At 32.9% G+C, this 22,591-nt stretch carries 18 protein-coding genes; 14 read left to right on the forward strand and 4 right to left on the reverse strand.

Features of this window, described 5'->3' with window-relative positions:
• The first annotated feature begins 11 nt into the window (after window positions 1-11).
• Window positions 12-833: a glycosyltransferase family 2 protein gene (locus tag BUC21_RS08950; protein ID WP_073401397.1), complete on the forward strand. Its 822-nt coding sequence runs from the start codon at window positions 12-14 to the stop codon at window positions 831-833.
• Here BUC21_RS08950 and BUC21_RS08955 read toward each other — a convergent pair.
• A complete protein-coding gene (locus tag BUC21_RS08955; protein ID WP_073401400.1) occupies window positions 828-1,994 on the reverse strand; it encodes a glycosyltransferase family 4 protein in 1,167 nt (388 codons plus the stop codon). The two genes, BUC21_RS08950 and BUC21_RS08955, sit on opposite strands and share 6 nt — an antisense overlap.
• A gap of 370 nt (window positions 1,995-2,364) precedes the next feature.
• On the opposite strand from BUC21_RS08955, the gene BUC21_RS08960 reads away from it, so the two are divergent.
• From BUC21_RS08960 to BUC21_RS09015, 12 genes are all read left to right on the forward strand, one after another.
• Complete coding sequence (locus BUC21_RS08960; protein WP_073401402.1) at window positions 2,365-3,504, forward strand: glycosyltransferase family 4 protein; 1,140 nt, start codon at window positions 2,365-2,367, stop codon at window positions 3,502-3,504.
• Between the two features lie 6 nt (window positions 3,505-3,510).
• The gene (locus BUC21_RS08965; protein WP_073401404.1) at window positions 3,511-4,251 is read left to right on the forward strand and encodes a PIG-L deacetylase family protein; all 741 of its coding nucleotides are present in this window, start codon (window positions 3,511-3,513) and stop codon (window positions 4,249-4,251) included.
• Window positions 4,252-4,274: 23 nt separating this feature from the next.
• A complete protein-coding gene (locus BUC21_RS08970; RefSeq protein ID WP_073401406.1) occupies window positions 4,275-5,402 on the forward strand; it encodes a glycosyltransferase family protein in 1,128 nt (375 codons plus the stop codon).
• Window positions 5,399-6,568: a glycosyltransferase family 4 protein gene (locus BUC21_RS08975; RefSeq protein WP_073401408.1), complete on the forward strand. Its 1,170-nt coding sequence runs from the start codon at window positions 5,399-5,401 to the stop codon at window positions 6,566-6,568. The genes BUC21_RS08970 and BUC21_RS08975 overlap by 4 nt, the downstream gene beginning before the upstream one ends.
• Window positions 6,558-7,706 carry a glycosyltransferase family 4 protein gene (locus BUC21_RS08980; RefSeq protein ID WP_073401410.1) on the forward strand — a complete coding sequence of 383 codons (1,149 nt, stop codon included), beginning with the start codon at window positions 6,558-6,560 and terminating at the stop codon, window positions 7,704-7,706. The genes BUC21_RS08975 and BUC21_RS08980 overlap by 11 nt, the downstream gene beginning before the upstream one ends.
• A gap of 1 nt (window position 7,707) precedes the next feature.
• Window positions 7,708-8,778 (forward strand): glycosyltransferase, encoded by a 1,071-nt coding sequence (locus BUC21_RS08985; protein WP_073401412.1) that lies wholly within the window; start codon window positions 7,708-7,710, stop codon window positions 8,776-8,778.
• A gap of 14 nt (window positions 8,779-8,792) precedes the next feature.
• A complete protein-coding gene (locus BUC21_RS08990) occupies window positions 8,793-9,851 on the forward strand; it encodes a glycosyltransferase (RefSeq protein ID WP_073401414.1) in 1,059 nt (352 codons plus the stop codon).
• Window positions 9,852-9,895: 44 nt separating this feature from the next.
• Complete coding sequence (locus tag BUC21_RS08995) at window positions 9,896-10,744, forward strand: glycosyltransferase family 2 protein (protein WP_073401416.1); 849 nt, start codon at window positions 9,896-9,898, stop codon at window positions 10,742-10,744.
• Window positions 10,745-10,753: 9 nt separating this feature from the next.
• Window positions 10,754-11,872: a glycosyltransferase gene (locus BUC21_RS09000; RefSeq protein ID WP_073401418.1), complete on the forward strand. Its 1,119-nt coding sequence runs from the start codon at window positions 10,754-10,756 to the stop codon at window positions 11,870-11,872.
• On the forward strand, window positions 11,869-13,053 hold the full coding sequence (locus BUC21_RS09005) for a glycosyltransferase family 2 protein (protein WP_073401420.1): 1,185 nt from the start codon (window positions 11,869-11,871) through the stop codon (window positions 13,051-13,053). The genes BUC21_RS09000 and BUC21_RS09005 overlap by 4 nt, the downstream gene beginning before the upstream one ends.
• A 93-nt stretch (window positions 13,054-13,146) precedes the next feature.
• Window positions 13,147-15,768, forward strand: coding sequence for an ATP-binding protein (locus BUC21_RS09010; protein ID WP_073401422.1), 2,622 nt, complete (start codon window positions 13,147-13,149; stop codon window positions 15,766-15,768).
• Between the two features lie 3 nt (window positions 15,769-15,771).
• Window positions 15,772-16,860, forward strand: a complete 1,089-nt coding sequence (locus BUC21_RS09015; RefSeq protein ID WP_073401424.1) for an endonuclease/exonuclease/phosphatase family protein — start codon at window positions 15,772-15,774, stop codon at window positions 16,858-16,860.
• A gap of 4 nt (window positions 16,861-16,864) precedes the next feature.
• On the opposite strand, the gene BUC21_RS09020 is transcribed toward BUC21_RS09015, so the two are convergent.
• Entirely contained in the window at window positions 16,865-17,992 is a 1,128-nt protein-coding gene (locus tag BUC21_RS09020; protein ID WP_073401552.1) for an ATP-binding response regulator, read from the reverse strand.
• A 39-nt stretch (window positions 17,993-18,031) separates the two neighbouring features.
• Window positions 18,032-18,964, reverse strand: coding sequence for a UDP-glucuronic acid decarboxylase family protein (locus BUC21_RS09025; protein WP_073401426.1), 933 nt, complete (start codon window positions 18,962-18,964; stop codon window positions 18,032-18,034).
• Between the two features lie 409 nt (window positions 18,965-19,373).
• Between BUC21_RS09025 and BUC21_RS09030 the strand changes: the two genes are divergently transcribed.
• On the forward strand, window positions 19,374-20,390 hold the full coding sequence (locus tag BUC21_RS09030) for an AI-2E family transporter (RefSeq protein ID WP_073401428.1): 1,017 nt from the start codon (window positions 19,374-19,376) through the stop codon (window positions 20,388-20,390).
• Between the two features lie 206 nt (window positions 20,391-20,596).
• Here BUC21_RS09030 and BUC21_RS09035 read toward each other — a convergent pair whose 3' ends face one another.
• Window positions 20,597-22,534, reverse strand: coding sequence for a sialate O-acetylesterase (locus BUC21_RS09035; protein ID WP_073401554.1), 1,938 nt, complete (start codon window positions 22,532-22,534; stop codon window positions 20,597-20,599).
• Window positions 22,535-22,591 lie beyond the last annotated feature (57 nt).

Below are 22,591 nucleotides of genomic sequence, written 5' to 3' on the forward strand. Positions count from 1 at the left end.
AAAATACAAATATGAAGAAACTGTCTATTATAACAATCAATTATAACAACTGCAACGGATTAAAAAAAACAATTGAAAGCATAGTAAATCAAACTTATTCTGACTACGAATATATAATTATTGACGGAGGATCAACTGATGGTAGTGTAGAAATTATCAAAGAATATGCTGATAAAATAGATTATTGGGTTTCGGAACCTGATAAAGGTATTTATAATGCTATGAATAAAGGTATACTAAAATCTACAGGAGAATATTGTAATTTTATGAATTCTGGGGATTCTTATCATCAAACAGATGTATTAGAGAACGTATTACAATTTTGTAATGCTGATATTGTTGCAGGAAAATATATAAAGGGAAATATGGACTATCCTTTCGGACATCGCTTCGATTCAATCACAATGCTCGATTTTGTTAAAGGCACTATACCACATCCAGCTTCTTTTATTAAAAGGAGCCTATTTGAGGATAATCTCTACGATGAAAACTATAAAGTTATTTCAGACTGGAAATTTTTTATCGATGTACTAATTTTCAAGAATTGTTCTTTTAGAAATATAGAAATAATTGTTACTGATTTTGATGATTCGGGCATCAGTTCTACAAATACAGAACTCAGTATATTTGAACGAGAAAAAGTTCTAAAAGGGATTCTTTTAGAGAGAATTTACGTTGATTACATAAGATTTGCTAAAGCAGATTCTCCTCTTTTAGAGCTCACCCCTATTCTAAACAAAACTGATGGTTTTAATAGATTTATCTATAGTCTTGTTGCATTTTTAATTAGAATATATTCAGTAATAAGAAAAATAACTCACAATCCTTTATAAATTAGAAAAAAAAGATAACGCATATTTTTCTTTACTAAACAACTTAGAACGTTCTTTTGCATGTGTAGACATTTTCAATCTTCTATCCTCATCTATATATAATTCTAAAATAGCTGTGGCCAAATTCGAGACTAAGTCAGAGTCTTTTTCAACAATAATTGCACACTCTTCATCTACAGCATCTGGTATTCCACCAGATTTTGTCACTACAAGAGGCAACCCTATGGTCATATTCTCAATACAGGACAAAGGAAAAGCATCTTCACAGATTGAAGGGATAACACCCATATTACAAAGACTCAATATAGAAGGTATTTTTCCATAAGATTGAAAACCAGTAAAAATAACTTTTTCAGGTATTGATAAAGCTAATTTATGCATTTCTGATATAAACTCACTTTCATCATTGTTACCATTTCCACCTCCTACAATCAGAAGTTTTATTTTTTCATAATCAGATAATAATAAGAATGCCTCAATCAATTCTTTAATTCCCTTTATAGGTTCAATTCTGCCAGCATAAACAACAACAAAATCATCATCTTTTAATCCGAAATTACTTCTATTAATTTCTAAAAGAGACGGATTTCTAAACTTTTCAATATCAATACCATTATACACTATCTGAACTTTATCAGTAGGCATAATTGTATCCACTTTAGATTTAATATAATTAGAGACCGTAAATATTTTCGCACATTTATCTAGTATTTTCTTTGCATCTTTTGCTTCTTTATCTAATGTATCGTTATGTAAATGAAGTACAACTTTTGCGTTCGTACATAAAGATAATGGCAAAATAAATCCCGGGCGATTTTCAACAACAACCACATCAAATTGCAAACAAGATATTTCCTTTCTTATTGCAACAGCAAAATAATCTAAAAAAGAATTATAATAGTAATTATAATTAAAATAACTATACAATTTCCTTTTTAATCTATATATAACAGATTGTTGATTAAATAAATGAAATCTGGTTTTTTTAAAATTAGAAAAGTTAAAGTCAGATAGTTTATTATCATCGATACCGTAAACTATTATTTCATGGTTAAGAAAACATTCATTGTATTCAAGTATGTAATCTATTAACGTTTCAACGGCTCCTCCTTTTACTGAAGGAACAGGGAGTATTCCTGGAGTTACAACAGCTATTTTCATTTTTAATTATTATTTAAAACAAATATAAAACAAAAAAAAATGGAACAGCCAATTTTGATTAAAAATTAAGTCTAGATAAAAAGGCTATCTTACTTATGGCAAAAAAACAAAAACAATACAAAAATGCCACATCAAAGACAAATTACGCACATCGAAAACAGTGCTTCAGTATACTTTTCTGTCACTAAAGCAACTTCAAAACAATAAGTTTTATTTGAATATATAAAATTTGTTATAAACTTCAATAAAGCTTCAAAAACACATCTTCTTAAAATAAAAAACATTTAAAGAATCTACAAAATAATCCCCATATAAAAAAAATACAAAAAAAAGTATATCTTTGTATAACACAAAAAAACACGGATAATTAATGAAAATCGCATATATATATACAGCTTTAACAACCGTTGGAGGGGCAGATAGAGTAATTACAGAAAAGGCTAACTATTTCGCTGAATGTTTTGGATATGATGTATATATTATAACCGATTCGCAAGGTAAAGAGGTTCCTAAATTTGCATTATCTCCTAAGATACATCTTATCAACCTCGACATTATGTTTGGGCAACAATACAATCATTCTTTTTTTGTAAGAGGCTTTATTTATTTTAAATTGATGAGAAAATATAAAAAAGAGCTACAGAAACAATTAATGAAAATACGACCCGATTTTACAATTTCCACACTTGGGAGGGATATCGATTTTATAACATCAATTAATGATGGCAGTAAGAAAATTGCGGAAGCACATACTACAAGAAAAAATGTCCGCAACTTCGAGTCAATGATGAAAAGAAATATTATTTATAAATTTGTAGGGAAAATCTGGAGAGCAAAGTTAGAAAAAACAGTTAAGAAGTTTGATTCTCTTGTTGTGTTGACAAATGATGATGCATTAGAATGGTCAAAAGTAAGAAACTCTATTTTAATACCCAATTCGTTGCCTTTTTATCCACAAATAACAAGTAATAACACTAACAAAAAAGTAATAAGTGTAGGGCGATTTGAAATAGAAAAAGGACATGACCGGCTAATCGATGTTTGGAGTGAAGTGGTAAAAAAAAATTCGGATTGGATATTGGAAATTTATGGAGAAGGCACATTAAAAAAGAGCCTTATCAATATTGCTAAAGAAAAAGGACTGTCTGATTCTATTTTATTTAAACCATCATCTCCAAATATCTCTAAAGAATATATTGAGAGCTCTTTTTGTATAATGACGTCTCGCTATGAAGGATTTGGTATGGTATTAATAGAAGCAATGGCATGTGGACTTCCTTGCATAGCTTATGACTGCCCTAGCGGACCACGCAACATTATAAGAGAGGGGATAGACGGATTTTTAGTGACAGATGGAGATACACAACAAATGGCTGAGAAAATATGCTTCCTTATAGAACATGAAAATATTAGAAAAGAAATGGGACAAGCTGGGTACTCTAATGTAAAGAAGTATAAAGCCGATGAAATTATGAAAAAATGGGAACAACTTTTTGTTTCTTTAAAATAAGAAAACATGGATACAATCAGGTATATCTATCGTTACTTTCGGAATAGTATTTTAAGAATATTAGCCTTGATATGTGGACGGAAGCATAAATTATCTACGAATGTTATTATTGTTGCTCCACATCCCGATGATGAAGCCTTAGGATGTGGAGGATTAATCTCTCATCTTACTAAAAGTGGATGTACTATATCACTAATTATGTTAACAGGTGGAGAGAATTGCACTAGTGCTAAATCAATAGAAAAAGAAACATTAAAGGTAACTAGACGTGACTTAACAAATAAATCGGCAATTATTTTAGGTATAAAAGAAGAAAATATATATTTCCTAAACTTTATAGATGGCAATGTTTGCAGCAAAGATCCAGAAATTACAAGACTTAAAGACATATTAAATAGAATAAATGCCGATGCTATTTATGTTCCTCATTTGATGGATGGTTGGAATGATCATGTACAAGCCCATCTAATAATAAAACATATAATAAAAGATACATCTACAAAACTATATGCCTATTGTGTATGGTTCTGGTATACAATGCCTTTTAAAGATACCATAAAGCTTCCATGGAAAAATGTACGCTATTTTTCAATGAACAAAGAAGAACATAAAGCGAAGGTTCAATCTGTAAATATCTATATGAAAGCTATTTCTCCTGATGGTATTTACTACTCAGGCGAATTACCTAAAATTCTTCTTACAAGTTGTTTATGGAAACAAGAAATATATTTTCGCATTTATAATTAGATCGCTAACTTATATACATAAAAATGAAAATCCTATTCCTTGTATTTCATGGTTTTTCCGAAGTTAGTGGAATAAGTAAAAAAATATTCAATCAGGTGAAAGGTTTACGTGATGCGGGACATTATGTAGACTTATGTCACTATGATGTGTTAACTAATGGACACCGCTGCAGAATGATTAACAATAAAATTCTGGAAGATTTTGGTAGTGGGAAACTAGCTTCATTAAAAAAGAGAATCTGCTACAATGCTATCTACGACTATATTATAAAACAAGATATAAAATTGGTGTATATGCGTTCCGATCACAACGCAAATCCTTTTACTATTCATTTTTTGCAGAAATTAAAAAGACAAGGAATAAAAGTAATAATGGAAATCCCTACTTATCCCTATGATCAGGAATATAAAGGTTTTTCATACAAGGAACAAATAGAATTAAAAATGGATCAACTTTTTTGCCGTTCATTAGCAAAACAATTATTCCGAATAAGTACATTTTCTGATTATGATTCTATATTTGGAGCGCAAACAATAAAAATATCAAATGGAATAGATTTCAGTACAATACCATTAAAACAAACTTTGCGTAAACAACCGTCTCCTTTCAATCTTATTGGAGTAGCTGAGGTACATTACTGGCACGGATTTGACCGTGTAATGACCGGCATTGGAGAATATTATAAACAGAATAATAACAGAAAGATATTTTTTCACATAGTAGGTGGAGTTGGAGAAGATTCAGAAATGCCTGTTTTTAAAGAAATAATCAAAAAATACGGTATAGAAAAACATATTATTTTTCACGGCCAATTATTTGGTAAAACCCTTGATGATGTTTTTGAAGAAGCTGATTTCGGCATTGCTAGTTTAGGACGCCACAGAAGTGGTATTATTAATATAAAAACTTTAAAAAATAGAGAATATGCGGCCAGAGGTATTCCATTTATCTATTCTGAAATAGATACTGATTTTGAAAGTATGCCTTATGTATTAAAAGCACCTGCTGATGAATCCCCGATAGATATAAACCGGGTTTTGAATTTTTATGATAATTGCAAATTATCTCCAGTAGAAATAAGAGATTCTGTTAAGGATCTATCATGGGAGATGCAAATGAAAAAAATAACTGATTTATGCAGGGATATATGATTAAACAAGATTCAACCATAAGAAAAATAGCTTATTGTATTCCTTCTCTTTATATTTCAGGAGGTATGGAGAGGGTGCTGACTATAAAGGCTAATTACTTTGCAGAAGTATTAGGATACGATATTACGATCATTTTAACTGATGGAGGTTCAAAACCACCATACTACAAATTGTCTCCAAAAATTAAAGTCGTTCAACTTGATATAAATTTTGAAGAGTTGTGGCATCTTCCTTTTGCAAAAAAGGCACTTAAATATCTAAAAAAGCAGCATGAATATAAAAGAAAACTAACACGTTGCTTAATGGAATTAAAACCGGATATTACCGTATCAATGTTGCGAAGGGAAATAAATTTCATTAACCAAATTCAGGATGGAAGCATCAAAATTGGAGAAATACACATAAACAAAGATAATTTCAGGGATTTACAGGGAAGAGAAAACAGTAGAATAAAAAAACTTATTTCAGATATCTGGATGAAACAATTGATCAGAAATCTGAATAAATTAAAATTATTTATATGTTTGACTAATGAAGACAAGGCTAAATGGAGTGAATTAAACAATGTCATTGTTATGCCGAATCCTCTTGCATTCAATGCAGATAAATTATCCAATTGTTCTTCAAAAAAGGTTATTGCCGTAGGTCGATATGTTCCTCAAAAGGGTTTTGATTTGCTTATAAAGGCCTGGAGCATTGTCTCTAGGAAGCATCCGGATTGGGAACTTCAGATTTATGGAGATGGTAATAACGAGTCTTATATAAATTTGGTAAAAGAATATCAGATAGAAAAAAGTTGTATTTTAAATGGTCCGGACTCTAACATTAAAGAACGATATATTGAAAGTTCAATATTTGTTCTAAGTTCCCGTTTTGAAGGATTTGGAATGGTAATAGTTGAAGCGATGACCTGTGGCGTTCCGGCTGTGTCTTTTACATGTCCCTGCGGTCCAAAAGATATTATTAAAGATAGAGAAGATGGGCTACTTGTAGAAAATGGTAACATTGAAGAATTGGCTGAAAAAATTATTTATCTGATAGAAAATGAAGAAATTAGAAAAACTATGGGTAAAAAAGCCAGTAAAAGTATAGAGCGATTCAGAATGGATAATCTTGGAGATCAATGGAATAATATATTTGATAAATTAATTATGAATGGCAACTAAAATTGTTTATATAATAGGAGGAATATGGAATGGTTCCGGAATGGAACGGGTTCTCACTATGAAAGCCAATTATATGGCTGATGTAGCCGGTTATGATGTACATGTTCTTTTAACAGAAGATGGAGAAGGGCCATCGTATTTCCCATTGTCAGAAAAGATACATTTACATAATGTACATGTAAATTTTGATATACTCTACACTCTACCTATTTACAAAAGAGTATTTGCTTATTTGTGGAAACAGCGACTATATAAACAACGCCTGACTGATTTTTTAATTAAACTAAAGCCTGATATAACAGTCACAGCTATGCGTCGTGAAATCAATTTTATTAATGATATCCAGGATGGAAGTAAAAAAGTTGGTGAAATACATTTTACACGAATTGGGTATAGAGAAGTTAACTTCAAATTTTTGCCAAATTTCGTAAATAAAGGAATCAGTCGCTTATGGATAAACAACTTACTGAAAGAAGTTAAACGGTTATCAGCTTTTGTTGTATTGAGCGAAGAAGATAAACTTAATTGGCCTAAATTGAAAAACATACAAGTTATATACAATCCAATTTCAATCAATACAAATATTTATTCCTACTGCCATTCTAAAAAAGTTATAGCAGTGGGGCGCTATACTTATCAGAAAGGGTTTGATTTATTAACGGATGCATGGAAAATAGTTACAGAAAAGCACCCTGATTGGGTCTTAAATATTTATGGAGGCGGAGATGCTGATCAATATAGAGAATTGGCTATTAAAAAAGGAATAAGTAAAACATTTATCTGCAATGGTCCAACACATAACATTATAGATAAATATCTGGAGAGTTCTATTTTTGTTTTAAGTTCACGGTATGAAGGTTTTGGTCTTGTAATAGCTGAAGCTATGGCTTGCGGCTTGCCCATAGTTTCATTTGCATGCCCATGTGGCCCTCAGGATATAATCAGTAATGAAGAGGATGGTTTTCTCGTAGAAAATGGGAATATAAGTTTATTGGCAAAAAAAATCGTTTATTTGATAGAAAATGAAAATAAAAGAGTCGAAATGGGGCGGAAAGCTATAGAATCTGTCAATCGCTTTAAAATGGAAAATATAGGCACGCAATGGGTGAAATTATTTGAATCAGTTATAAAAGAATAATATGTCTGAAATAAAAATACTAGATTTTAATTATGGGAAAGAATTTGAATATGAACAATATAAATCAGGTCCTTTCCCTAGTCATTCATTATATGGAATGATTGAATTAGAAAAAAAAGGTTATGAGGTAAAACATGTGTCCACTTCACGTAAATCAGGCATTAAAGGCATTATTGATAATACTCGCTTAATACTTAACAGTAAATGCAATATTCTTTTTTGCTCTTACATTTATATTATGCCTTTATTAGGAATTGCATTATTAAAAAAAATTGGATTATATAGAAAAATAAAAATTATAGGAGTAAGCCATACTAGTTTTCACGATGACTATAGTTTTATTAACAGGCTAATTTGTAAATTCGTATACCAGATTTTTGATCGAATATTTTTTCATTCATTAAAAAATATGGAAGAAGGTGCTGCAACTGGTATTTTAAAATCTGACAAACTCAAATTATTACATTGGGGCATTGATCTTAATTATTTAGATGAAACAATATGCTCAAGTGAAAACAAAACTGATTATTTCATTTCAACAGGAAGAGAATATCGTGATTTTCCAATTTTAATATCTGCTTTCTCACAGACAAATTTAGATCTTAAGATATATACTAATAAGACTAATTATGAAAACAATTATGAATTTCTTTCAGAACTTAAGAATAAATATCCAAATATAGATATAGAATTTGTAACTAGAAATAAAGAGACTTCTATTCATCTTGTAAACCTTACAGCTCAATCTTTTTGTGTAGTAATACCTTTACTAAAAGAAGCATCATATTATTGTGTTGGTCATACTTCAATCGTAGAAGCTCTTGCATTAGGAAAGCCTATTATCGTATCAGCAAATAATTATCACCCTATTGATGTAGAAAAAGAAAATGTAGGAATAAAAGTCAAATCTTCCGATCCTTCAGAGTGGATAAAAGCCATAACTTATCTTTATGAACACAAAGAAGAAGCTAAATTAATGGGCGAAAACGGAAAGAGGCTTGCACGTGAAAAATATAATATTGAAATTTGTGCAAATGAAATACTAAATAGTATAAATGAGGTTGCTTATTAAAAATTTGGCTATAAATGAAAATTTTAGATTTTAATTATGGAATAAAAACTCTTTATTCTTTATATCAACAAGGAAAATATCCCAGCCATTTGCTATATGGTATGGTAGAGTTGCAAAAAAAAGGCATTAGTATAGAATATTCATCAGTATCTAAAATGGATGGTATTAGAGGAATTATTAAAAACACACAAATTATTTTAAATAGCAAATGTGATGTAGTTTTTTTACACTATATTTTCACTAAACCATTAATAGGAATTGCTATACTAAAAGCTCTGAAACTTTCTAAAATTAAAACTTTAGGAGTTTCTCATACTACTATTTATACAGGAAAGAACTCTATTGAAAGACTTTATTACAAGTTTTTATATAGAGCTTTTGACCAAATTTTTTTCCATTCTCCCCTGAATATGGAAGAAAGTCTTGCTACGGGGTTCATTACTAAAGAACAAACAGCGACACTACATTGGGGCGTAGAGCTTGATTTCTACAAAGAAATTAATAAATCTACAAATAAAAATAATGAATTCTTTATTTCTACAGGTAAAGAAAACAGAGATTTCAATATTTTACTTCAATCTTTTTCAAAAACAGATTTTAAATTAGAAATATATACAAACAAGATTAACTTTACTCAAGACTATAGTTTTTTATTAGAATACAAGCAAAAATTCCCTAATATTTCAATTAATATAATAGAGAATAATAGACTATCTATGTTTGAGCTATCTAAAAAATCAGCAGAATCATATTGTATAGTAATTTCCTTATCAAAAGAATTATGTAATTATTGTGTTGGTCATACTTCAATCGTAGAAGCTCTTGCATTAGGAAAACCAATTATTGTATCAGCAAACGATTATCACCCTATTGATGTAGAAAAAGAACATATAGGAATCAAAGTCAAATCTTCAGATCCTTCAGACTGGATAAAAGCTATAACTTATCTTTATGAACACAAAGAAGAAGCTAAAATAATGGGCGAAAACGGAAAAAGACTTGCCCGCGAAAAATATAATATTGAAATTTGTGCAAATGAAATATTAGACAGTATAACTTCTCTTTCAAAATAGTAGAATAAATTGCAGTAAAAAATAATCAAAATTTTAATCCTAAAATGTCTTGGTATACGAAATATCTATCAATCTTTGAAAAGTCGCTGGAAGAAATTTCAGAAAATACAATAAAAGAGATTCAGCACAAATTAAAGTTGCAAAAGCAAGACTATCCTCTTGTTTCTGTTGTTGCAATAGCGCATAACGAAGAAAAAAGGATTTTAAGTTGCTTGTGGTCTTTGAGTGAGAATATCTGTGATTTTCCAATAGAAATTATTGTAGTAAATAACAATTCGACAGATAGAACTACTGAGGTATTAGACTTATGTGGTGTAAAATGGTTTGATGAACCAAAGAAAGGACCCGGACACGCCCGACAGTGCGGTTTAGACAATGCAAAGGGGAAATATTATATTTGCATAGATGCTGATACTCTTTATCCCCCACATTATATTCAAACGATGATAGACAAACTAAGAAAGCCAGAGGTAGCTTGTGTATTCTCTCTTTGGAGCTTTATGTCTGACAAAAATCATTCAAAATTTGGTCTGTTTTTCTACGAACTTCTTCGGGATATATACTTACTATTACAATCTATCAAACGGCCAGAATTATGTGTTCGCGGTATGGTTTTTGGATTTAATACTGAAATGGGACGCAAAATTGGATTCAGAACAGATATTATCCGAGGGGAAGATGGTTCATTAGCATATGCTTTAAAAGAATATGGGAAATTAGTATTCATAACTAATAGAAAGGCTAGAGCTCTAACAGGTAATAGTACACTAAATGCCGATGGTTCTTTTTTTAAAAGCTTTTTGAATAGATTGATTAAAGCATTAAATAATGCAACTAATTTATTCTCTGCAAAGAACAATTACAAAGACGAAGACTCTAATCTGATAAAATAGAAAAAATTAATGCAACCAATAAATGTATTAGAAGTTATAAGACAAGGTCAGGTTGGCGGAGGGGAATCTCATTTGCTTGATTTAGTTGCCGGTTTTGATAACACAATAAATCCAATTATTTTAGCATTTACTCCGGGACAGATGATTGATACACTTAGGGCTAATGGAGTGAAATGTTATGTAATAGAAACCTCCCACCCTTTCGATTTTAGAATTATCAAACAAATTGGTGAAATAATTAAAAAGGAAAGTATTCAGATTATTCATGCGCACGGAAGCAGGGCGGCTTCGAATGTTGCTTTAATAGCAAAAATAAAGAATATTCCTTTAGTATATACTGTGCACGGATGGAGCTTTCATCAGGATCAATCTGCCATAGTCGGTTTCTTGAGGGCAAAAAGTGAAAAAGCAATCTGTACTCTTAGTAATCAGGTTATTTGTGTTTCTAAGAGCAACCAGCAAACTGGTATCCAGACTTTTGGACTAAAAAATTCTGTAGTTATTGAAAACGGGATCAATTTATCACGGTTTAATCCAAACAATTCTTTCAAAGATATCAGAAAGGAATTTGGCTTTAGCGATGATGATTTTATTGTGGGCTTTATAGGGAGGGTTACTTTACAAAAGGATCCAATAAATTTCATTAAAAGCATTACTATAGCTCATAAGCAAAACACGAAAATTAAAGCTCTTTTTGTTGGCGAGGGTGAATTGAAAGACGAAGCAATGAATTATATAAAAGAGAATTCTTTGGAAGATATAATAAAAACTTCGAATTTCAGAAATGATGTTCCAGATTTATTAAACTCAATAGATGTGTTCTGCCTGCCTAGTCTATGGGAAGGACTTTCTATTGCACTACTAGAGGCTATGGCAATGAAAAAAGCACTGGTTGTTACTCCAACAGACGGGACAAAAGAAGTTATTACTGATAAACAGAATGGATTAATTGCAAAATATAGCGATCCTGAAAATCTTGCGCTACAATATATTACTTATATCAAAGACTCTACTCTAAAAGAAAAATGTGAAAAAGAAGCTAAAAGACTAATCGAAGAACGTTTCGATAGTAAAAGGGTTTCTGAAAAAGTATCTGAAATATATAAATCATTCATCAAGCACTCATGAAATCTCTTGAAATAACATTCTGGTTAAGCTTGATAATAGTATTTTATACCTATCTGGGATATGGCATCGTTCTTTACTTGCTGGTAAAAACAAAAGAACTATTCTCAAAACAAAAAGCAAAGGCTTTACCAGCAAAAGAAAACTTACCGGAGGTAACTCTGTTTATAACGGCTTTCAACGAGGAAGCTGTGGTGAAGGATAAAATGGATAATTGCCGAGCTCTGGATTATCCCAACGATAAGCTAAAGATTGTATGGGTAACGGATGGTAGCAATGACAACACGAATGAATTACTGAAAGCTTACGCGGAGGTTACTGTATTGTTTCAACCAAAACGCCAGGGAAAGACTGCTGCATTAAACCGAGGAATGAGGTTTATATCCTCTCCTATTGTGATATTTACAGATGCAAATACGATGATTAACCGGGAGGCTATAATGGAAATAACCAGTGAATTCTCTGATTCAAAAGTGGGATGCGTTGCCGGAGAGAAAAGGATTGCAGCAAAAGAAAAGGATGGTGCTGCCGGTGGCGGTGAAGGCATCTATTGGAAATATGAATCAGCACTTAAAGCATTGGATTCCAGACTGTATTCGGCAGTGGGTGCAGCCGGTGAGTTATTTGCTATTCGCAAGGAACTGTTCGAAGAGATGGAAAGAGATACCTTACTGGATGATTTTATTCTTTCACTCCGGATTGCTCAAAAGGGATATAAGATTGCTTATTGCGACAAGGCTTATGCTATTGAATCGGCTTCTGCCAATATGAATGAGGAGGAGAAAAGAAAGGTGAGAATAGCTGCTGGAGGTTTACAATCAATATGGAGATTACGCTCTCTGCTTAATGTTTTTCGTTATGGGATATTGAGTTTTCAGTATATATCTCACCGGGTGTTGAGATGGTCGCTAACTCCTATATTACTTTTTTTGATGTTACCGCTTAATATAATACTGGTTTCAGAGATGAATACTGATATCTATACCATGCTATTATTCTTACAAGTGCTGTTCTATGTATTAGGATTATGGGGATATTACCTTTCTACCAAGCAAATAAAAAACAAAGTCTTGTTTATTCCTTACTATTTCCTCTTTATGAATGTCAATGTTTTTAAAGGATTTATTTATCTGAAAAACAAAAATGCGACTGGAATATGGGAAAAGGCCAACAGATCTGTTTAATTTTTGCACAAAAAGTCAGGTCCTTTTAATTTTTTTTCTATATTTGTTGAATATTTCTTACGTATTAATCTCTAAAATCTAAGACGAAGAATAATGACAAGAATATTGCACGACCCACAAAACTCAGATAAGATTCTACAGATGACTGCAGATACAATGTTTTTAGTTGATTACGAAGGCATCTGTGTTGATTTGGTGGTATATGCAAACCGAGGTTTTTTTAGGAGAAGAAAGAATCTTATCGGTGAAAATTTCTTTAATTTGTTACCGGAAAAAACATATTCTGCTATTAAAAAAGACTTTGAAAAAGTCAAAGAGAACAAAATTGTTTCATCTAAAAATTATGAGCTTCCTCTTAGTGAAGGCACTTTCTATTTTAAGTGCATTATGCAACCTTTCGATGAAAATCTGATATTGTGTCAATACAGAGACATTACTAACAGAGCACGTACTAAATTGCAGCTGGAGAAAACGAATAACGAACTGCGGGAGATTGAAAAAGCAGCCAAAATCAGCCAATGGAAGTATAATTATAGAACTCAGATATTTAGTTATAAAGGATATTCCGGGGGATTGGCTAACAGCGATCATTTTAAAAATATAACTCTGGAAGCTTATCTGGAAATAATACACCGTGATGATCGTGCCGGATTTCTTATATGGATAAATAATATTCTTCATCATACGAGTGCGGATACTGCGGATACTCATGAATACAGAATTTTAGTAAAAAAGGAGTTCTTATTTCTCAGACTTAAGGTTTTAAACATAAGTGCTTCTGAGGAGAATAAAGAGATTGAAGGTTTCTGCCAGAATATCACGGATATTATTAAGCTGGATGAAAATCTGGGAACCATTACCAAAGCTGTAAATTTTGCTTCGGAAGATATTTTTGCTTTTAAACCGGATGGGACACTGGTTTTTGCCAATGAACAGTTTCGCAAGCATTATCTTTTGACTGATGATAATGATCTATCTGCAATCAAAATTAATAAGTTGCCGATAAAAAAAGAGCTGAAGGAAAGATGGATGAATATCCGTAGTGAATTTTCACAGCTAACTGACATTGTGCGGTTTGTTGAAGAAAAACCTTTTCCACATCTGAAAGAGATTCTGGCTTTTGATTTTTTCTCTTATATCATTAAGGACTCTGAAGATGAAGAGATTATCTGGACGTTTGGACGTGATATTTCTGAGCAAATAAGATACGACGAACAAACAAAAGAGGTAAATCAGATTATGAATACTGTTCTGGAGAATATACCTCTTGCTATTTCTGTAAAAGACACGGGAAACGACTTACGATATATCTATCGAAATAAAGTTACCTATGTGAGTATGAAAGATACCAATGTTATTGGTAAAACCGATTTTGATATTTACCCTGACGAAATAGCCATAACATACAGAAATGAAGATTTATCTGTTATTAAAAACAGAGAGCCTATTATATATAGCAAAGAAGTTGTCAATAATGAGAAAGGTAAATTTATTATTCACAAACAGAAGTTGCTTGTAGAGAATGGAAACAGACCTCCACTTATTATTGTTTTAGAATCTGATATCACTAACATGAAGAAGATGGAGAGTGAACTGATTAGTGCTAAAGAGAAGGCTGAAAAGTCTGATATGCTAAAATCGGCCTTTCTTGCTAATATGAGTCACGAAATACGTACTCCATTGAATGCTATTGTTGGATTCTCGAGAGTTATTGCTGATACGCAGAATGCGCAAGAGAGAATGGACTATTACAAAATAGTTGAATCAAACAACAGCAGGTTATTGCAGCTGATCAATGAGATTCTTGATCTTTCGAGAATTGAATCGGGCATAATGGAGTTTGCTGAAGAACCTATAAACCTAGGTGTGATGTGCCAGGAGGTTTTTGATGCACACCGATTCCGTACTCCGGAAAATGTTCAGCTTCTTTTTGAAGAATCAGACGCTGATTTATGGATATACAGTGACAAGAACAGATTGATTCAGGTTTTCTCTAACCTGATAGGCAATGCTTTTAAATTCACTAATGAAGGTAGTATCCGGTTTGGGTATAAGATTAATAATGAGGAAATAGAGTGTTATGTAAAAGATACAGGCATAGGATTTCCTAAAGAGAAAGCAAAGAATGTTTTTGAACGTTTTGCAAAGCTAAATACTACTGTACAAGGAACCGGGCTGGGTCTTTCTATCTGTAAATCGATAGTGGAAAAGCTGGGAGGAACAATCTGGGCAAAATCTGATGTGGGACAAGGGGCTGAGTTTTTCTTTACTCTTCCTTATATAGCGCCTCAAAAAGAGTCTGTTAATGAAATAACAGCTGAAGAAGATGATGATTCAAAGGATATTGAGCTATCTGAAAAGAAGGATACGCTGATATTGGTTGCAGAAGACAACGATAGCAATTTTAAATTGCTAAATGTAATGATTGGTAAAAAGGTTACTTTGGTGCATGCACATGATGGAATAGAAGCAATAACTATGTTTGAAGAGTACAAACCCGACTTAATCCTTATGGATATAAAGATGCCAAACATGGATGGACTGGATGCTACTCGCGTTATCAGACAGGTCTCTCCCGAGATTCCAATCATTGCTTTAAGTGCTTTTGTATATGATGATGATGTAAAAGCGGCTCTTTTATGCGGATGCAACGAATTTATTCCAAAACCTGTTTCTCAAGACAAACTAACTGACATTCTGAGAAAATATTTATAACGAATGGGGAAAAAAGCCACTCTTATATACTTCCGTTTTTTAGGGGTTCTTATAACTACTGCACTAGCAGTATTTACTATTGTTCTGGGGAGATATTCGTACCAGAATCCAAGCAACGGCTTTCTGTTTCCTATAATTGGATTAGGAATGATTCCAGTTTTATTGGCCAATCTTGTTTTTGCCATTTATTGGGGAATTCGCTGGAAAAAATGGATATGGATACCGGTGATTGCTATTGCAGCAAACTATGAATATATTTCTGCAACGTATCAAATTCCGCACAAGCAGCTAAGCTATGCAGATAAAGGGAACTCGATAAGGATTGCAAGCCTTAACGTACAAAGCTTCCACGGAGATCCATCAGTTTACTCTGTTGGGGAGATTACCGGACTGATGAAAGAACAGCGAATTGATGTAGTGTGCCTGCAGGAATTTGCAGAAAGTTCTTATTATAGCTTTGATAGCATAAATGCTCAATTTAAGGAATATCCGTATGTTGCTATGCACAAAAACAACACTCCGGGATTTGGATTGGTGATATACAGTAAGTTTCCAATAACAAACAGAGATGATCTATTTTTTGGCAACTCCAACAACAGTGCTATGTGGGTTGATATAAAAGTTGGGCAAACCCCTCTGCGGGTTTTTAATTGCCATTTGCAAACGACTAATTTTAATCAGACTAAAGGCTTATTGAAGAATATAACACTTGGAGGGTATTATGACACAGAGAAAGAGGCTGCTAGAAAAATAACAGATAAACTATTTGAAAATGCTCTTAAAAGGTCTAATCAGGTTGATTTGCTCTGCCACATAATTGACACAACAAAACATTCGATTATAGCATGTGGTGACTTTAATGCTCCTCCCTCATCTTATTCATTCCATCGGATGAAGGAGAAGTTGCAGGATGGTTTTCAAAGCGCAGGATCCGGACTTGGATATACATATCGTTATCTTCATAAAACCCTGCGCATTGACTATATATTTCACTCAAAGGAACTAACAGGAAGAGAATACAACTCTCCTTCTTTTGATTTCAGTGACCATAATCCTGTGATTATGGAATTATCTCTAAAGAAGGAGAAATAATATTTCAAGATAGCTTTGGTAAGTAGAAACTAAAGACAGAACCTTCTCCTTCTTCTGAGTTGAACCAGAGTTCTCCACCATTCTTCCTTACGAAATCCTGGCATAACAAAAGCCCCAGACCGGAACCTTCTTCATTCTTTGTTCCAAATGTAGAATAATGTGTATCCACATTAAGCAGCTTACTTTGGTCTTCTTTCTTAATACCACGACCATGATCGACCACGTTAACGATAACCTGCTCTTCTTTTTCTTCTACAACAACATGCACTTCACTACCCGGGTTACTAAATTTCAAGGCATTACTGATAAGGTTACGGATAACAGTTTTTATCATGTCAATATCTGCACGGACTTCCAGCTGATCAGGCGCCTGCAAATTAATCTTTATTTGCTTGAGCTCTGCTACCATAGAGAAAATCTCAATAACTCCGGCCGAAACTCCAACAATATCAATATCTTGAGGTACCACATTTAACCGGCCAATCTGGCTCTTGGTCCACTTTAACAAATTATCCAATAATGAAAAGAGTTCCTCTGTTGTTTGATTTGCCATATTCAGCAACTCATGCATCTCCTCTCCTATTTTTTCACCCGGTAAGTTGATCATCAACATATTAAGCACCATCTTAATAGATGCCATAGGCGAACGAAGATCGTGGGCAATAACAGAATAAAGCTTGTCACGACCTTTGATAGTGCGCTTCAACTCTTCATTCTGGTTAAAAATAATTCGTTTAGCCGCTATTAAAGATATTTGATGCTTCACACGAATGATCAGCTCTTCTTTATTAAATGGTTTGGAAATAAAATCATTAGCTCCCATCTGGAATCCTTTTACAATGTCGGCTGTGGAATTCAGAGCTGTAAGAAATATAATAGGAATCTGAGCAAATGCAGGATTATCCTTAAGTTGTCTGGCAACTTCAAAACCGCTAATATCAGGCATCATTACATCCAGTAAAATCAAATCGGGTAATTCCGATTCAACCATTTTTAACGCCTGTGTGCCATTCATGGCAGTTACAACATTATATTTTTCATTAGTCAACAACACTTTGAGCAATAAAACATTGGACAAAACATCATCAACTACAAGGATCTTATATTCAGAGTAGTTTATCTCCATTATCATTCTCTTTATAGGCATTATTAAATTTTTTGGAGGAAATTCTTAAAGTATTGATTTAAAATATTCGATTGTTTTTATTAATCCTTCTTCCAGATAAACAGAGGGCTCCCAGTTTAACTTTTCTTTTGCCAAAGTAATATCCGGCTGGCGTTGCTTGGGATCATCTCCAGGCAAAGGTTTATAAATGAATTTGGATTTAGACCCGGTTAACTCAATAACCTTTTCCGCAAGTTCTTTGATTGTAAATTCATTGGGATTGCCGATATTAATTGGACCAACAAACTTATCATCGGTATCCATCATACGAACCATACCCTCTACGAGGTCATCCACATACTGAAAGCTACGTGTCTGACTACCATCTCCATAGAGAGTGATATCTTCGTCCTTTAACGCCTGAACGATAAAATTGGATACTACCCTACCATCGTTTTTACTCATTAAAGGACCATAAGTATTAAAGATACGGATAATTTTTATACGAAGTTTTTTTTGTCTGTGATAATCCATAAAAAGCGTTTCCGCACAACGTTTTCCTTCATCGTAACAAGACCGAATACCAACAGGGTTTACATTACCCCAGTATTCTTCCAGCTGAGGATGAACTATCGGGTCTCCATAAACTTCACTGGTAGAAGCCTGCAACACTTTAGCCCCTACCTGTCTGCCAAGAGCCAACATATTAATAGCACCCATTACAGAGGTTTTTACTGTTTTAACAGGATCATGCTGATAATGAACAGGGGAAGCAGGGCATGCAAGGTTATAGATTTCGTCAACCTCTGCATTAAACGGAACAGTTACATCATGGCGAACCAACTCAAATCGGGAATTATCCATAAGATGCCATACATTACTTCTGGAGCCTGTGAAAAAATTATCTAAACAAATAACACTGTGTCCGTCATTTATCAATTTAGTACATAAGTGTGAACCTATAAAGCCGGCTCCTCCTGTAACCAATATTCTCTTCATTATTATGTTATTCTTAGCAGATTTATCGTATTTTATGTGTTATATGTGCAAAAAGCTATTATTCATTTAGCAATGCGTAACAAATATATTACTTTTTTTAATACCACAACTATGTTTGCATTACTATTTTAACAATCTAAAAACTAAAAAAAGATTAAAGAAATAAAAACAGAGTAGTAAACTATTGATTTTTGTTAAACAATAAGCAGAGATTAGATATCTATCAATCAAGAACAAATAACACCTGAAACAATTATAAAAATATGCAATGATTAACTCTTAAAATCGTAGGAATTATACAATCATCCAGCCAGGATAAATCCATATTAAAAAACAATATTCAGTTATTCATTGTTTTTTATAATATTTTATTTGCTATATTAATGCCTGAAATACAAAATCCTGATCAATGAATACTAAAGAACAATATTGCAAATTTTCTCTAATAGCCATTATTCTGGTTTTAGGAACAATTTTACTTATTAAATTAAGTCCTTTTCTGAGTGGAATCCTTGGTGCATCTACTATTTATATCCTGGTAAGAAAGCAAATGTTTTATCTCACAGAGAAAAAAAATATGAAACGTTGTATAGCTGCCTCATTGATGCTTTGCGAAGCTGCACTGTGCTTTCTTATCCCTATTTCTCTTGTTGTATGGCTACTGGTTGGAAAACTTCAGCATTTAAATATTGATCCTCAGTCGTACATTTCAGCTATTAAAAACATTGCTAGTCTTATTTTTGAAAAGACTGGTTATAATGTGCTCAATGAAGATAATTTATCAGCTATAACAGCTTTTATACCCAAAGCTGGTCAATATATAGTAGGCAATATAAGTAATTTTACCATAAACATGTTTGTTATGCTTCTAATTCTCTTTTTCATGCTATTAGAAGGAAGAAAGATGGAACTGTATTTATATGATTTATTACCTTTTACCAGCTCTGATAAAACCAATGTGCTTAATAGAATAAAAACAATAATTAGATCTAATGCAATCGGTATTCCTTTAGTTGCCATCTCACAGGGAGGAGTGGCATTCATTGGGTATCTGATATTCGGAGTTCCTAACCCTATTCTCTTTGGTTTTTTAAGTTGTCTCGCATCTATTATTCCTATAGTGGGAATCGGATTAATCTGGGCACCATTGGTTGCATATATATTTCTGACAGGCGACTGGCAAAATGGTATTGGTCTTGCAGCTTACTCAGTTATTGTAACTACCAATATAGACAATTTATTGCGCTTCATGTTGCAAAAGAAACTAGCTAATACACATCCGTTGATTACCATTTTTGGAGTTATTCTGGGACTGAAATTATTTGGTTTTTTAGGAATCATATTCGGTCCTCTTTTACTATCTTTATTTATTCTTTGCATAAATATTTTTAAGAAAGAATACCTGGAAGGAAATTGTAAAGAATAGATTATCATAGATTTTATCAAGCTTCCACAATCCCTAATTTGCCAATATAATTAAATTAAAAGAGATTGTTCAAATTAGAACAACCTCTTTTAAAAGTTCTTTTCTACCAATCTATGTAAGAGTGTATTTCTAAATATCAATTCTCAGAAACCTAATTTTATATTTCAGATAACCTCTTTTGAGTTAAAACTCTGTTGAACTTTAAATTATTTTTCTAATGTCATTTGGAATGGAGAAGCCGGAAGCCCAGCATTATTTTTCAGATTTACTCCCAGAGGATTATCATCCCATGCATAGCGTACTTTTACCGGTCGTAAAATCTCATTATTCCAAACTATAACTTTATTATTTTCTATGACAGCTTCAGCCCATTTAAAACGTCCATCTTCACCCGCCACTGCAAAACCTTTTAAATGATCAACCGGCATCAGATTATTTGTACCATCTTCGAAAGAAAGTATTATTTTTCCATTTTCTACTGTCATTGATTTACAGATAGGTCCATTACAAACTACATCTTTGTGGTCATAAACCATTTTTTTCGTCAATAAAGATATGCGCCTTGCCAGTTCCTTCTTATTCAATGGATGAATATCGTTCCACTCACCCAAGTCAATAGCTACAGCCAAAGAAGTATTGGGAACTTTTAAAGAAACTTGTCGCTGAGCTTCACGCAGACCAGCCCAACCACTTTCTACTGGTTGAGGATGTGTTTGCATAAAATTAGCTAGCTGCACAATAAAAAATGGTAAATCCTTATTGCCTAATTTGGTTCGCCAATCATTTATCATTGCAGTCAACAAAGCTTCATATTCGTCCGGCTTGCCTGTATTCGTTTCACCCTGATACCATAAAGTTCCTTTAAAAGAAAGGTTTCTCAAAGGAGATATCATTGAATTATACATTCCGGTTGGAATATTCTGAAAAGAAACATCTCCATTTTTAGAAGGTAATTCACAACCTAGCTTATATTTCCATTGATTGGAAAGATTTATTGTATCTCCATCAATAGCCATACAATAAAGCTTGTCTTTAACGAATCCCGGGAATCCGCCATAACTAATTAAGCGAACTGTGATTGTGTTATCACCGGCGTGTAATAGTGAAGCCGGAATTTTATAAATACGAGGTGGATATTGATAGGCTGTTGTACCTACAAATGATCCATTTACAAATACTGAGTCGGCATCGCGTATACATCCAAGACGCAGCACAATATTCTTACTTGCCTGTTCTTTGGTAAGACTAACATGCTGACGAAACCAATGTGCACCGTTTAATAGATTACCTCTATTGATTGCCCAATCTGAAGAAAAAATATCGACTGTTTTCCAATCAGAGTCATCCAGTTCGGACTTGTACCAACAAACAGGCGCATGCAACCCTTTATCATTTTTATATAATGTGGTATTCCAGAGATCAGACATCATTCCATTACATTTATTCGCTAATGCCCTATATTCATCTGAATTGAAAATATCTCTTTCACGTAATTTTTTCGGGAAAGCCTGCAACGCGTCTTCACTCATCCATGCTTCAACAGAGCTTCCTCCCCAACTTGAGTTTACAATACCAACAGGAACTTTTGTTTCATTATACATTTCTTTTGCAAAGAAATAGGCCAACGCTGAAAAAGACGGAGCATTTTCTGTTGTAAGAGGTTTCCAATCCATTCTTGAAAGATCATCCTTTGGTCCATGCAAATCATTGCCGTAGGGTGTTTTTACATAACGAATCATTGGATTTGAATAACTCTCTATCTCTTTGCGGAACATATCTGTAACTCTGGCAGCTGTCAATTCCATATTCGATTGCCCTGAACACAACCATACATCACCAATTAATATATCTTTTATGGAAAGGTCATTTACATTCATTTCGTAAGGTCCACCGGCTTTTATTGATGGAAGAACAACCAGCCATTTACCGTTTTCATCTGCTTTTGTACTATACTTCTTTTTCTTGAATGTTATCTCCACTTTCTCTCCGGCATCGGATGTTCCCCAAATCTTAATGGGCTGTTCACGTTGAAGCACCATTCCATCCGAAAAAATAGCCGGTAATTTCACTTTAGCTTCAGTCCACACTGAAAAGCCACAAGTTAATAATGCCAATAAAACAAATCTGCATTTACTATTAATCATTTCTCTTCCCCCTAATATTTTTTGTTGAATAACTAAATGTGCATTTACATCTTTATT

The organism is Bacteroides luti, from assembly GCF_900128905.1.
Taxonomy (GTDB): domain Bacteria; phylum Bacteroidota; class Bacteroidia; order Bacteroidales; family Bacteroidaceae; genus Bacteroides; species Bacteroides luti.

Excerpts from the sequence above, each read along its gene's own strand:
- BUC21_RS08950 (WP_073401397.1), top strand. The coding sequence starts at position 12 with ATGAAGAAACTGTCTATTATAACAATCAATTATAACAACTGCAACGGA.
- BUC21_RS08955 (WP_073401400.1), bottom strand. The coding sequence starts at position 1,994 with ATGAAAATAGCTGTTGTAACTCCAGGAATACTCCCTGTTCCTTCAGTA.
- BUC21_RS08960 (WP_073401402.1), top strand. The coding sequence starts at position 2,365 with ATGAAAATCGCATATATATATACAGCTTTAACAACCGTTGGAGGGGCA.
- BUC21_RS08965 (WP_073401404.1), top strand. The coding sequence starts at position 3,511 with ATGGATACAATCAGGTATATCTATCGTTACTTTCGGAATAGTATTTTA.
- BUC21_RS08970 (WP_073401406.1), top strand. The coding sequence starts at position 4,275 with ATGAAAATCCTATTCCTTGTATTTCATGGTTTTTCCGAAGTTAGTGGA.
- BUC21_RS08975 (WP_073401408.1), top strand. The coding sequence starts at position 5,399 with ATGATTAAACAAGATTCAACCATAAGAAAAATAGCTTATTGTATTCCT.
- BUC21_RS08980 (WP_073401410.1), top strand. The coding sequence starts at position 6,558 with ATGGCAACTAAAATTGTTTATATAATAGGAGGAATATGGAATGGTTCC.
- BUC21_RS08985 (WP_073401412.1), top strand. The coding sequence starts at position 7,708 with ATGTCTGAAATAAAAATACTAGATTTTAATTATGGGAAAGAATTTGAA.
- BUC21_RS08990 (WP_073401414.1), top strand. The coding sequence starts at position 8,793 with ATGAAAATTTTAGATTTTAATTATGGAATAAAAACTCTTTATTCTTTA.
- BUC21_RS08995 (WP_073401416.1), top strand. The coding sequence starts at position 9,896 with ATGTCTTGGTATACGAAATATCTATCAATCTTTGAAAAGTCGCTGGAA.
- BUC21_RS09000 (WP_073401418.1), top strand. The coding sequence starts at position 10,754 with ATGCAACCAATAAATGTATTAGAAGTTATAAGACAAGGTCAGGTTGGC.
- BUC21_RS09005 (WP_073401420.1), top strand. The coding sequence starts at position 11,869 with ATGAAATCTCTTGAAATAACATTCTGGTTAAGCTTGATAATAGTATTT.
- BUC21_RS09010 (WP_073401422.1), top strand. The coding sequence starts at position 13,147 with ATGACAAGAATATTGCACGACCCACAAAACTCAGATAAGATTCTACAG.
- BUC21_RS09015 (WP_073401424.1), top strand. The coding sequence starts at position 15,772 with ATGGGGAAAAAAGCCACTCTTATATACTTCCGTTTTTTAGGGGTTCTT.
- BUC21_RS09020 (WP_073401552.1), bottom strand. The coding sequence starts at position 17,992 with ATGATAATGGAGATAAACTACTCTGAATATAAGATCCTTGTAGTTGAT.
- BUC21_RS09025 (WP_073401426.1), bottom strand. The coding sequence starts at position 18,964 with ATGAAGAGAATATTGGTTACAGGAGGAGCCGGCTTTATAGGTTCACAC.
- BUC21_RS09030 (WP_073401428.1), top strand. The coding sequence starts at position 19,374 with ATGAATACTAAAGAACAATATTGCAAATTTTCTCTAATAGCCATTATT.
- BUC21_RS09035 (WP_073401554.1), bottom strand. The coding sequence starts at position 22,534 with ATGATTAATAGTAAATGCAGATTTGTTTTATTGGCATTATTAACTTGT.